Source organism: Buchnera aphidicola (Cinara splendens) (assembly GCF_900698975.1).
In the GTDB taxonomy this organism is placed as follows: Bacteria; Pseudomonadota; Gammaproteobacteria; order Enterobacterales; family Enterobacteriaceae; genus Buchnera_F; species Buchnera_F aphidicola_AI.
The window spans coordinates 1-13,627 of the sequence record NZ_LR217722.1; the positions used below are offsets into that span (position 1 = coordinate 1).

11 protein-coding genes and 1 tRNA gene are annotated in these 13,627 nt (G+C 24.3%); 8 read left to right on the forward strand and 4 right to left on the reverse strand.

The features are described from left to right. The first annotated feature begins 127 nt into the window (after positions 1-127). Positions 128-2,020, forward strand: a complete 1,893-nt coding sequence (gene mnmG / locus BUCISPPA3004_RS00005) for a tRNA uridine-5-carboxymethylaminomethyl(34) synthesis enzyme MnmG (RefSeq protein WP_154048711.1) — start codon at positions 128-130, stop codon at positions 2,018-2,020. A gap of 140 nt (positions 2,021-2,160) precedes the next feature. On the opposite strand, the gene gyrB is transcribed toward mnmG, so the two are convergent. The 3 genes from gyrB to BUCISPPA3004_RS00020 are packed head-to-tail and all read right to left on the reverse strand — an operon-like array spanning position 2,161 to position 6,773. After that, positions 2,161-4,572 (reverse strand): DNA topoisomerase (ATP-hydrolyzing) subunit B, encoded by a 2,412-nt coding sequence (gene gyrB / locus BUCISPPA3004_RS00010; protein WP_154048712.1) that lies wholly within the window; start codon positions 4,570-4,572, stop codon positions 2,161-2,163. 47 nt (positions 4,573-4,619) lie between these two features. Continuing rightward, positions 4,620-5,726, reverse strand: coding sequence for a DNA polymerase III subunit beta (gene dnaN / locus BUCISPPA3004_RS00015; RefSeq protein WP_154048713.1), 1,107 nt, complete (start codon positions 5,724-5,726; stop codon positions 4,620-4,622). A gap of 3 nt (positions 5,727-5,729) precedes the next feature. After that, entirely contained in the window at positions 5,730-6,773 is a 1,044-nt protein-coding gene (locus BUCISPPA3004_RS00020; RefSeq protein ID WP_331866584.1) for a DnaA ATPase domain-containing protein, read from the reverse strand. A gap of 613 nt (positions 6,774-7,386) precedes the next feature. On the opposite strand from BUCISPPA3004_RS00020, the gene rpmH reads away from it, so the two are divergent. The 5 genes from rpmH (at position 7,387) to mnmE (ending at position 11,011) form a co-directional block, all read left to right on the forward strand. Further along, entirely contained in the window at positions 7,387-7,521 is a 135-nt protein-coding gene (gene rpmH / locus BUCISPPA3004_RS00025) for a 50S ribosomal protein L34 (protein WP_154048715.1), read from the forward strand. 24 nt (positions 7,522-7,545) lie between these two features. Next, positions 7,546-7,917, forward strand: coding sequence for a ribonuclease P protein component (gene rnpA / locus BUCISPPA3004_RS00030; protein WP_172598682.1), 372 nt, complete (start codon positions 7,546-7,548; stop codon positions 7,915-7,917). Positions 7,918-7,981: 64 nt separating this feature from the next. Continuing rightward, positions 7,982-8,311 carry a hypothetical protein gene (locus BUCISPPA3004_RS00035; protein WP_154048717.1) on the forward strand — a complete coding sequence of 110 codons (330 nt, stop codon included), beginning with the start codon at positions 7,982-7,984 and terminating at the stop codon, positions 8,309-8,311. Positions 8,312-8,707: 396 nt separating this feature from the next. Then, the gene (gene yidC / locus BUCISPPA3004_RS00040; RefSeq protein ID WP_154048718.1) at positions 8,708-9,571 is read left to right on the forward strand and encodes a membrane protein insertase YidC; all 864 of its coding nucleotides are present in this window, start codon (positions 8,708-8,710) and stop codon (positions 9,569-9,571) included. Positions 9,572-9,646: 75 nt separating this feature from the next. Then, a complete protein-coding gene (gene mnmE, locus BUCISPPA3004_RS00045; RefSeq protein WP_154048719.1) occupies positions 9,647-11,011 on the forward strand; it encodes a tRNA uridine-5-carboxymethylaminomethyl(34) synthesis GTPase MnmE in 1,365 nt (454 codons plus the stop codon). A 34-nt stretch (positions 11,012-11,045) separates the two neighbouring features. Here mnmE and BUCISPPA3004_RS00050 read toward each other — a convergent pair. Then, positions 11,046-11,118: transfer RNA gene (locus BUCISPPA3004_RS00050), tRNA-Phe, on the reverse strand. Positions 11,119-11,504: 386 nt separating this feature from the next. Here BUCISPPA3004_RS00050 and BUCISPPA3004_RS00055 point away from each other — a divergent pair. Together BUCISPPA3004_RS00055 and groL are read left to right on the forward strand one after the other, a co-directional pair. Further along, positions 11,505-11,798: a co-chaperone GroES gene (locus BUCISPPA3004_RS00055; protein ID WP_154048720.1), complete on the forward strand. Its 294-nt coding sequence runs from the start codon at positions 11,505-11,507 to the stop codon at positions 11,796-11,798. A 51-nt stretch (positions 11,799-11,849) separates the two neighbouring features. Beyond that, on the forward strand, positions 11,850-13,502 hold the full coding sequence (gene groL / locus BUCISPPA3004_RS00060) for a chaperonin GroEL (protein WP_154048721.1): 1,653 nt from the start codon (positions 11,850-11,852) through the stop codon (positions 13,500-13,502). The last annotated feature ends 125 nt before the right edge of the window (positions 13,503-13,627 follow it).

Below are 13,627 nucleotides of genomic sequence, written 5' to 3' on the forward strand. Positions count from 1 at the left end.
TTTATATATTTATATATTTATATATATTAATATATATAACTATATAGTTATATAGATATAAATTTATTAGATGTATAGATAAATATATAAATAAATAAATATTAATTAAGTATTTTAGGAAAAAGAAATGGTTTTTTATAAAAAATTTGATATTATTGTAATAGGAGCAGGACATGCTGGTACAGAAGCAGCTTCTGCTTCTTCAAGAATGGGTCATAAAACTTTGTTATTAACACATAAAATTAATACCATTGGTGCATTGTCATGTAATCCAGCTATTGGTGGTTTAGGTAAAAGTCAATTGGTAAAAGAAATTGATGCAATGGGTGGTTTGATGGCAAGAGTAACCGATTATGCAGGTATTCAATTTAGAATTTTAAATTCAAGAAAAGGATCTGCCGTACAATCTACACGAGCACAGACAGATAGACTTTTATATCAAAAAAAAATACAGTCTTTTTTAAAAAATCATGATAAATTAATAATTTTAGAAGCAGAGGTATCAGATTTAATTATTAAAAATTATCAAATATATGGTGTTTTGACTGTTGATGGTATTCGTTTTAAAAGTTCTGTTGTTATATTAACTGCTGGAACTTTTTTAAATGGAAAAATGTATATTGGTTCTAAAATTATTTCTGGAGGTAGAAGAGATGATTCAAATTCATCAATATTAGCTGAAAATTTAAAAAAATATTTTTTTAGAACTGGGCGATTAAAGACAGGTACACCACCACGTTTACATGCAAAAACGATTAATTTTAATAATTTAGAACAACAATGGGGGGATATTCCTACTCCTGTTTTTTCTTTTATGGGGTCTGTTTCACATCATCCAAAACAAGTACCGTGTTATATTACGTATACAAATGTGAATACGCATAATTTAATTAAAGATAATTTATGTTACAGTCCGATGTATAGTGGTTTTATTCATGGAGTTGGTCCTCGATATTGTCCATCTATTGAAGATAAAATAGTTCGATTTCCTGATAAATATCGTCATCAAATATTTTTAGAACCTGAAGGTATTGACAGTGAGATAATTTATCCAAACGGAATTTCTACAAGTCTTCCTTTTTCAATACAAAGAAAAATGATTCACTCAATTTCAGGATTAGAAAAATCAGAAATTATTCACCCTGGATATGCCGTAGAATATGACTATTTTGATCCTAGAGATTTGCATATGACACTAGAATCTAAAATTATCAAAAATTTTTTTTTAGCCGGTCAAATTAATGGAACTACTGGTTATGAAGAAGCTGGTGCTCAAGGTTTAATTGCAGGTATAAATGCCGCATTATTAGTTAAAAATGAAGATCCTTGGTTTCCTAAAAGGAATGAGGCATATATTGGTGTATTAATAGATGATTTATGTAATAAAGGTACTTCTGAACCTTATCGTATGTTTACTTCACGAGCAGAATATAGATTGTTATTACGAGAAAATAATGCTGATGATCGTTTAACAGAAATTGGTTATAAACTTGGTTTAGTTACTAACGCACAGTGGATGCTGTTTTCTAAAAAAAGAGATAAAATTTCGCAAGAATGTGAACGATTAAAAAATATTAAAATTACATCTAAATCTATTAATTCTTTTTTTAAAAATAAAAATTTTAATATTACTTTGAAAAAAGATTGTTCTGCTTTTGATTTTTTACGTCGACCACAAATTACATATAATGTTTTAATGGATTTTCTCAATCAGAATATAGTTGATAACTGTGTTGTTAAAAATAAAGCTGTTATACATGAAATTGAGACACGGAGTAAATATTACGGATATATTGAACGTCAAAAAAAAGAAGCTAAAAGAAGTATTCGATATGAAAATATAAAATTATCATTTATAAAAGATTATAAGGATATTACTGGTTTATCAAATGAAGTAATTATAAAATTAAATGAATATCGTCCTTGTTCTTTAGGGCAAGCTTCACGTATTTCTGGTATTACTCCAGTAGCAATTTCTATATTGCTTGTTTTTCTAAAAAAACACAATCTTGGTTTTTAGTTTTCTGAATTTAAAATTTTTCAATATATATTTTTGATGTATTTTGGCAGGTTTTATTTGATTTATTTCCTGCCGAAATTAACAAATATATGAATTTTAAAATTTATGTATGTTGTGTATGCGATGTATGTTATGTGTATTTACACATCAATATTTTTTGCATATAAAGCATTTTTTTTAATAAACTCTCTTCTGGGTTGTACTGTATCTCCCATTAAGGTACTAAATAGTTGATTAGCTATTTTGGCATCTTGTATAGTTATTTGTAACATCTGTCTAGTTTCAGGATTCATGGTAGTGGTCCATAATTGTTCAGGATTCATTTCCCCTAATCCTTTGTATCTTTGAATGCTAATGAATTTTTTTGTTTCTTGTATTAATATATTAATTGCATCATCTAAATTTTTAAATATAAAGGATTTTTTATGAAATTGTATATGTGCATAATTTTCATGCATATGATTAATTTTTTTTATGAACTTGATAAATTTTGTGTATTTTTTTGTTAAAAAAAAATCACTTTTTAAATGATAAGAATGAAAAATTTTTTTATTGCTAATGTTTAATATTGGTTCATATTTTTCTTGATTTTTTTTTATATAATAAGAATATATATTTTTATTATAAAAATATGTTTTTTTTTGTAGTTGTTTTGTTAATTTTTTAATCCATAGTTTTACATGTTTTTTTTTATTTAAATTTTTTAATGGAAAAATGTAAATCATAGCTTTATATATGAATAATGGTATTTCTTTATTTATAGAAAAAAAATTTTTATTGAATTGTTGATATTCATACATAATTTGAGAGAATTTTTCTTGATGATATTTTTTTTTGTTTTTTTGAGTATATATAATATAACTATTTTTTTGTATAAATTGATATTGATAAGTGTATAGTGCTTTTGAATTTTTTAAATATTTTTCTTTTTTTCCGGTTTTAACTTTATACAATGGTGGTTGAGCAATATAAATGTGTCCATTTTCTATTATTTCTGGCATTTGTCGAAAGAAAAATGTTAACAGTAATGTTCTAATATGTAATCCATCTACATCTGCATCTGTCATAATAATAATAGAATGATATCTTAATTTTTTAAGATTGTATTCTTCTTTCCCGAAACCACATCCTAAAGCAGTAATTAATGTAATCAATTCTGATGATGTTACTATTTTTTCAAAACGAGCTTTTTCTATATTTAAAATTTTACCTTTTAACGGTAAAATAGCTTGGTTTTTTCTATTTCTCCCCTGCTTTGCAGAACCTCCAGCAGAGTCACCTTCTACTAAATATATTTCTGATAAACAGGGATCTTTTTCTTGACAATCGGATAATTTTCCAGGTAAATGAGATGTTTCCAATGATCCTGTTCGACGAGTTATTTCTCGAGCTTTTTTTGCTGCTTCTCTAGATCGTGCTGACTGTATAATTTTAGTAACAATGATTTTTGCATCTTTAGGATTTTCTAATAAAAAATTCATCAAGTATTCGTTTAATAGTTTTTCTACTACAGATTTTACTTCTGAAGATACTAGTTTTTCTTTTGTTTGGGAAGAGAATTTTGGATTAAACATTTTAATTGCAATTAAAGCGGTTAATCCTTCTCTAGTGTCTTCTCCTGTAATTGTGACTTTATTTTTTCTGCTTGATTTTTCTTTCTCAGAAAAACAATTTAATGTACGTGTTAATGCAGCTCGAAATCCTGATAAATGGCTACCTCCATCTTGTTGTGGTACATTATTGGTAAAGCATAATATTTTTTCTTGAAATTTTGTATTCCATTGCATAGCGATATTTACTTCAATGTTTTTTCTTTGTTTTTTAAATATAAAAATTTTTTTATGTATTGGTTTTTTTTTATTATTGATTTTTTTTATAAATGATTTAATCCCTCCTTTGTGAAAATATTGAAATTTTTTTTGATTTCTAATATCTTTTAGTTTAATTAATAAATTAGCATTTAAAAATGATAATTCTTGCAATCTTTTTTGCAAAATTTCATATTGAAAAGTATTATGGTTAGTGAAGATATTTTTATTAGGCCAAAATCGAATTTTTGTTCCCTTTCTTTTTGTAATTCCTGCATATAATAATTTTTTTTTTGGATTTCCATTAAAATATTTTTGATAATATTTTTTTCCATCACGATAAATACACAATTCTAATTGTTCAGATAAGGCATTTACTACTGAAACACCTACACCATGTAAACCTCCAGAAACTTTATAAGAGTTATCATCAAACTTTCCACCAGCATGTAGCATAGTCATAATAACTTCAGCTGCAGATACTCCTACTTCTGGATGAATATCTACAGGTATGCCTCTTCCGTTGTCTCTTACAGAGACTGAGTTATCATAATGTATAATTACTTCAATTAAACTGCAATGTCCTGCTAAAGCCTCATCTATTGAGTTATCTACTACTTCAAATACCATGTGGTGTAATCCTGTACCATCATCAGTATCTCCAATATACATACCGGGGCGTTTTCTAACTGCATCTAATCCTTTTAATATTTTTATATTAGATGAAGTGTATAAATTTGACATATATTATCCTTTTTTTTGTATATGAAAAATTAATTTTAAATTGAAAATTATAGTTTTAAAGGCATAATTATATACTTGGTTTCTTTTTGCGTATCTGATTGAATTTGAATACTTGAAATTGGAGTGTCAAAAATAATATTAATTGTAGGAGTATTCAGAGCATTTAGAACATCTAATAAATAAAAAACATTTATAGAAAATGAAACATTTTTTTGCTGATATTTTATGTAAAAAGAATCACATGATTCTTCATCATCTTGATTGTTTGATGTTATTTTTAATAAATTTTCTGAAAAATTTAAAAAAACACCTTTAAAAGTAGTATTACATAAAATAGATGTTTTTAATAATGATTCTTTTAGTTGTTCTGTATGTAGTAAAATAGAGTGAGTATGTTTTTTTAAAATTACATCATGATAATTAGGAAAATTACCATTTAATAATTTTGTTATTAACAAATTTGTATCGAATTGAAATGAGACATAATTAGAATCAATAGTCATGGAAATTAAGTCGTTTACATAAGTTAATAATCTGTTTAATTCTAATACAGCTTGTTTATTAACGATTATAGAAAAAGAAGATATCTCAGCATTTAACATAACAGTATACATAGATAACCTATGTCCATCAGTTGTGACTGTGTATAAATAAGATTTTTTATATTCAATTAACATTCCGTTTAAAGAATTTCTGACATCATTATGTGCTATGGAAAAATAAATTGATGAAATGATTTTTTTTAATATTGTTTGTGAAATAAAAAATTTTTTTGTTTTTTGAATTTTTTTAAATTTTGGAAATTTTTTTTGTGATAAAGTATTTAATTTAAATAAACTGTTAAATATTTTTATATGCATTTTTTTGTTGATTAAATGAAAATGTAATTCTTCATTGCGTTTGATATTACGACAAATACTAAATATTTTTTTTCCAGATATTGTAACGCATCCTGAAGTATAGAAGATAAAGTATTTTTTGCGTATATATGTATGTAATTCAATTTCTAATGTAGAACTAGTTAATTGTAATATATTTTCATTAATTTTGATAATTACATTTTCTAATATTGGAAATACGGCATTTTTAGTAATGATTCTATTGATTTTTTTAAAAGAATTTAAAAAATCATTGTTTTTAATTTTGAATTCCATATTTTATATGTTTAATTGATTGAATAAGTATAAAAAGTCGTAATAAATTTTATTTTTTTTTTTTTTTAAATAATTGATTTTTTTACAAGCGTGTAATACAGTAGTATGATTTTTTTTGCCAAAAGCTTTTCCTATTTCGGAATAGTTATAGTCAGTTAACTTTTTTATTAAAAGCATAGCAATTTGTCTAGGCTCTACAATAGATTTTCTTCTCTTAGAAGAAATAATGTCTGATTTTTTAATATTAAAATAAGCAGCAACTTTTTTTTGAATTAAATATATATTCATGCTTTTTTTTTTGTTTTTTTTTAATTGATTTATTTGTTTTTTTATGAAAATTTTTGTCATTTTTTTTTTTTTAAGAATTAATTTTAAATGTATTTTTTTTAAAAAAAATATTAATTCTTTTATATTAGCACACATTTTTTGTGAAATATATTTTGCCATTTTATATGATAATTTAATATTATTATTATGAGCTTTATTTAATAAAATATGTATTTTAGTTATTAACTCCGGCGGATTAATTGATGTGATTAATCCTGATTTAAATTGAGATGGTAAATTTTGTGATATTTTTTTTATTTGATTTATACTAAAATTTGTCGTTAACACAATTTTTTGATTTTTTTGTAAGAATTTATTTAATATATTAAATATTTTTTTTTTTTTTTTATAAAAGAAATATTGAATATCATCTATTAATAAAGTTTCTATAGAACTATAGAAATTTTTAAAATGGATTATAGAATTGTTTTTTAATGAAAAAATCATATTACGAATAAAATTTTTTGCATGTATATAAATTATTTTATGATTATGATTTTCTGTTAAGATTTTATTGCCTATAGCATGAAGTAAATGTGTTTTTCCGCATCCAGCATTTCCACATAAAAATAATATGTTAAAAAAATTTTTTGATTTTTTAGAAAACATGTATGCTGCATAACGCGCTAATTGATTTGATGTACCTTCAATAAAATTATTAAACTGATAGTTAAGTTGAATGTCATTTTTTGAAAGTAGTTTTTTTTTGATAGTTTTAATATTATTTTAAATTTTTAATTTTTTAGTTTGTACTGATTTTTGTTTTTTAATATTAAAAATCTCATATAAAAATATGTTTTATGTTATAAAATGGTCATTATCTATATTATTTAATATGATGATTTTTAGATTTTTTGATATTTTACGTTACGATTAATATATATATAATTTTTTTAAATGTATATAATAATAATTATATTTTTGATTTTTTTTAAAAGTTTTGATGTGTTGAATTTTAGTAGTGAATGTTATTTTAAAAATTATATTAAATATATATTAATAATAGATATGTGATGTTGTTTTTTTATGATATTCTGTCAATTATTTAAATATTTTAATTTAATTAAAAATCAAGATAAATAATTATTATCTTAGTATTTTTATACTAATAATATATTTATTTTTTAGATTGTTATTTTTGTGTATTTTTGAAAAAATATTATTATAATAATATTTTATTTATATTAAAAATATTTTTTTAATAAATCTAATTTAATCAATTTAAACATGTTATTGTATATCATGATATAATTATCACATAATATACAGATATTTTATTGTTTAATCGATACATACTTGTGTATGTTGCTTGTATAAAAATAGGAATACTTATATGAAACGTACTTTTCAACCTTCTAATATTAAACGTAATCGTACACATGGTTTTCGTGCTCGTATGTCATCTAAAAGTGGCCGAGATATTTTATCGCATAGACGTTCAAAATTGCGTTCAGTATTATGTGTATAAAATAATTTTATAAAAGTAATGAATATGTCACGATTTTCTTTAAAAAAAAAATCACGTTTATTATTAAACGTTCAATTTCAAACAATTTATAATAAAAATTATAAAATTCATACAAAAAATTTTTTGATGTTTATGTATACAAATTATTTACAATTTCCTAGATTAGGAATTTCTATTTCTAAAAAAAATGTTGCACGGTCACATGATCGTAATCGAATTAAACGTCTTGTTAAAGAAAGTTTTCGATTAGTACAACATAATTTATTATTGATGGATTTTATAATAATTGTTAAAAAAAATATTCATTTATTAAAAAATAATAAAATATTTTTTTTTTTAAAAAAATTATGGTCTTACAAAAGCAAAAATAATGTCTTGAATATAAATAGATTATAACATAAATTTATATATCATTAATTTTATGATAATTTTTTTTAATTTTAAGTAGTGAGAAAATTTTATGATATATCTGAAACGTATTTTTTTTATAATATCTTGTATTGTTTTTTCTTTTTTGGTGTGGAACTTTTGGAATACACATGCTTCTATAAATCAAAATAATATAAAGATAAATAGTTTTGTACATAAAATTTATGACATTAAAAATAATAGTAATATTCAATTGAATAATATATTGAACGATTTAATTTTCTTGAATATTAATTTATTAAGAAATCTATCTGGATCTTTAAATACATTAAAAAATAGTGATTTTTTAAATAAAAAATATTTAGTAATTGATTTTACAATTATAAAAAATTTTTTTTATGAAATAACTAGTAAAACATGAAATAAAAATAATTTCAATATTACAAAAAATAAAATTATCGCACAGTGTAAAACATTTTACTTTATGTATATTGTTGTTTATTTTTTGAAAATAAAAATGTTAATACAACAAAATTTTATTTATAATTTTTTCAATAAAAATTAATTCTTTAGTACATTATTTGTATGGCATAAGAATAGATGGTATATTTTATACAATAATATACATTTAATATATAATTTTTTACGGGGTATATTATAAGAAATTTTTTAATTAATATTTTTTAAAAAGTTTTATATATAAAGAATTATCAAGTAACTGTTTTTAATACTTATAGATATTATTAAAATTTTATTTTTAGTAATATTTGGTATAAAAAATATACATATCATAATTAACATTAACTGGATAGTTATAATGCAAAGAAAATTTTTAACAATTTGGATTTCTCATATTTATAATCAATTTGTCATTTTTGTAAATAAAGTTAATAGTAGTATTACATTAATTAAATTATTGTCAAAAATATATCATTTTCAATTTTATTATCTTTATAAATTGTTTAGTAATGCGTGGTTAAGCACTATAGTAAAAAATGTTGTGTTATTTTTTTCAAAAAATTTGCAATTTATAACAAAATACGCAAAATTAAATATAATTTCCTACCCTATTTTCAGGTTGTTGGTCTTTTTTTATGGGTTTTTTCATAATTGGGGTATAACTATTATTTTTGTAACTATTTTAGTAAAGATAATTATGTATCCGTTAACTAGATTACAATATGTATCTACGTTACATATGAAAGCTTTACAACCAGAAATACAGAAAATAAAAAATCAATTTTGTAATGATTCAAGAGTAATAAATAAAAAAATTTTATCTTTATATAAATTTAAGAAAATTAATCCTTTTTTTAGTTTTTTATCTATAATGTTACAAATACCTATATTTTTATCATTTTACTATGTATTAGTTTCTTCAGTAGAATTAAAGAACGCGCCTTTTATTTTTTGGATTACAGATTTATCTAGTTACGATCCGTATTATGTATTACCGATTTGTGTGATTTTGAGTATTTTATTAACTCAATATCATGAATTAAGTTATAATAATATTATCAAAAAGAAAAATTTTTTATGTATCATGCCATTTTTATGTACTTTTTTTTTATTTTGGCTTCCATCTGGTTTGATCTTGTATTATATAACGAGTAATTTAATGACTTTTTTGCAGCAATGGATTATACGTAGAAATTTTTTTAAAAATAATAAATATAATTAATAATATTTATATAAATAAAAATTAATTATTATATTAAGCAAATAATTTTTTATATTTTTAGAGTATGAATAAAGTATGATATTTAATGAAACTATTGTAGCTCCAGCTACGGCTTTTGGTCGATCAGGTATTGGAATTATAAGAATTTCTGGTTCTTCTGTTTTAAAAATAATGAAAAAATTTTTAAATATCTCCATGAAAGAACGTTTTGCACATAACGTATCGTTTTTAGATTTTCAAGGAAATATTATTGATCATGGCATTGCATTGTTTTTTCCTGCCCCTAAGTCATTTACTGGAGAGGATATTTTAGAGTTTCAAGGTCATGGAAATCCATTTTTATTAGATATAATTATAGAAAATATAGTACGTATGAATGACGTTCGCTTAGCACGTCCGGGTGAATTTTCGGAAAGAGCTTTTTTAAATAAAAAAATAGATTTAATTCAAGCTGAAGCAATTAGTGATTTAATTAATGCACAATCTAGATTATCAATACAAGCTTCTTTACTTTCTTTATCTGGTAGCTTCTCAAAAAAAATATGTTTAATTATTGACTTATTAAAAGTTTTTTATTCGCAAATAGAAGCTATTATTAATTTTCCCGATGAGATGGATGCTCCTTGTGATCGCTTAGATTTCATGCCTAATTTGACTAAAATTATTGTATTATTACAAAAGCTGACAGATACAGCGCGAAAAAGTCATGCTTTACAAAAAAGTATAAAGATTGTAATTGCTGGACTACCTAATGTAGGTAAATCTAGTTTATTTAATTATTTATCTGATCAACAAATTTCTATTGTTACGGATATTCCGGGTACTACACGTGATTTAATGTGCAAAGAGGTATGGTCAAATGGTATATGTTATGAACTTATAGATACTGCAGGTTTACGTAAAAGTCAAGATGTTATTGAAAATATAGGTATCCAGTTAGCAGAAAAAAGTATTTGTAGCTGTGATCATATTTTTTTTGTTTTGGATACTTTGCATAATCAGAAAGAAAATAACAAAATTATATTAAAGAGTATTAAAAATTTACGTATTAATCAAACTATTACATTTATTTTCAATAAAATAGATCTTACTGAACAAAAACCACGTTTAGAAACTATATATCAGAAGTTTCAATGTATTTATCTTTCAGTTAAAAAAAAATTAGGGTTAAATAAATTAAAAAAAGTAATTAATACAATTTTACATACTAACAATAATGTTGAAAGTGTTTTCTTGGCAAGACGTAGACATGTTTTGGAGTTAGAAAAATCGTTAAAATATTTAATGCAAGGAAAAAAAGATTGGTATAGAAGTAATAATATTGAATTATTGTCAGAAAATATACGTTTGTCGATGAATTGTTTGTTGGGGATTACAGGTCATTTTAGTAATGATGATTTATTAAATAAAATTTTTTCTGATTTTTGTATTGGAAAATAAAAAATTTTTATGAATGAATATGTTTATATAAATATGCCCGGAGGCGGAATTGAACCACCGACACGGGGATTTTCAGTCCCCTGCTCTACCGACTGAGCTATCCGGGCATTAAAATGATTAAACATTAAAATGTTTGTTTTGTCAATATTTTTATGAAATAAAATTTTTAAAGTCGTACCATGAAACCCTGTTTACAGTAATGTGCTGATTAAATTGTTAGTAGAATTTTATGTGATATAAAATCTATTTTTTTTTAATATATGCATTATGTGGTTATATTTGAAAATATAGTTGATATATGTAAACATATCATTAATTTTTTTTAATTTTCTGATGGTTTTTTTAAAAAATTAAATAAAAATTAAATATACCCTTGAAATTCTTAATATAGGTCCATATATTCTTAAAATACAAGAGTATATTAACAAAAATATTGGTTTACTCACTGATTACGTAACACGACAACGCGTATTTTACTAGAGAGGATCATATTATGAAGCTTCGTCCATTGCATGACAGAGTAATTGTTAAACGTAATGAAGCTGAATCAAAATCTGCTGGTGGTATTGTTTTAACTGGATCTGCAGCTGGAAAATCTACTCGAGGAGTAGTTTTATCAGTAGGTAAAGGTCGAATTTTAGATAGTGGAATTATTAAAAAATTAGATGTAAAAATCGGTGATGTTGTTATATTTAATGAAGGTTATGGTGCAAAAACTGAAACTATTGATAATGAAGAAATATTAATTCTGACTGAAAGTGATATTTTAGCAATTGTAGAAGAATAATAATTTCATAATCATATTAACTAAAAATTTTAAATTTTGAGGACATTTCAAATGGCAGCAAAAGACGTAAAATTTGGTAATGAAGCTCGAATTAAAATGCTTCGAGGTGTTAATGTTTTAGCTGATGCAGTAAAAGTTACACTAGGTCCTAAAGGTAGAAATGTTGTATTGGATAAATCTTTTGGTCCACCAAGTATAACTAAAGATGGTGTATCTGTAGCACGAGAAATTGAATTAGAAGATAAGTTTGAAAATATGGGTGCTCAGATGGTTAAAGAAGTTGCTTCTAAAGCAAATGATGCAGCTGGTGATGGAACTACTACTGCAACTTTATTAGCTCAGTCTATAGTAAATGAAGGTTTAAAAGCAGTAGCTGCAGGAATGAATCCTATGGATTTAAAACGAGGTATTGATAAAGCAGTAATTCATGCTGTTGATGAATTAAAAAAAATATCAGTTCCGTGTTCTGATTCAAAAGCGATTACACAAGTAGGTACTATATCTGCTAATGCAGATGAAAAAGTTGGTAGTTTAATTGCTGAAGCTATGGAAAAAGTTGGGAATGATGGAGTAATTACTGTTGAAGAAGGTACCGGTTTACAAAATGAGTTAGAAGTAGTAAAAGGTATGCAATTTGATAGAGGATACTTGTCCCCTTATTTTATTAATAAACCCGATACTGGGTTGGTAGAATTAGATAATCCATATATTTTAATGGCAGATAAAAAAATTTCTAATATTCGTGAGTTATTACCGATTCTAGAATCAGTAGCTAAATCTAGTAAACCATTATTAATTATTGCAGAGGATTTAGAAGGAGAAGCTTTAGCAACTTTAGTAGTAAATTCTATGAGAGGAATTGTTAAGGTTTCTGCAGTTAAAGCGCCTGGTTTTGGTGATCGTAGAAAAGCAATGTTACAAGATATTTCTATTCTTACAGGAGGTTCGGTTATATCAGAAGAATTAGCTATGGAATTAGAAAAATCTTCTTTAGAAGATCTCGGTCAAGCAAAACGTGTAGTAATTAGTAAAGATGCAACTACTATAATTGATGGTAATGGTGACAAAAATAGTATTAAAGATCGTATTCATCAAATTCGACAAGAAATACATGAAGCTACCTCTGATTATGATAAAGAAAAATTAAATGAACGTTTAGCAAAATTGTCTGGTGGTGTAGCGGTATTAAAAGTTGGTGCTGCAACTGAAGTAGAAATGAAAGAGAAAAAAGCTCGTGTAGAGGATGCTTTACATGCAACTCGAGCAGCAGTAGAAGAAGGAGTAGTACCTGGAGGAGGTGTTGCTTTAGTAAGAGTAGCAGAAAAAATTTCTCGTATTAATGGTCAAAATGAAGATCAAAATGTAGGGATACGAGTTGCTTTGCGCGCTATGGAAGCTCCTTTACGTCAAATTGTTGCGAATTCTGGTGAAGAACCGTCAGTTGTAACTAATAATGTAAAAGATGGACGTGGTAATTATGGTTATAATGCAGCGACTGATGAGTATGGTGATATGATAATATTCGGTATTTTAGATCCTACAAAAGTTACTAGATCTGCATTACAATATGCAGCTTCAGTTGCTGGATTAATGATTACTACAGAATGTATGGTTACAGATCTTCCTAAAGATGAAAAATCTTCGTCTGATTTAAGTACTCCACCAGGTGGTGGTATGGGCGGCGGTATGGGCGGTATGATGTAGGTTTTTTAATTTTAAATGAATTAAAAATTTTACTACAGTAAAAATAGAAATAATGTAATTACACTATTTTATATATACTGATAGTCTCCTTGTTCTCTGTAATAAATAAATATGAGAACAAGGGA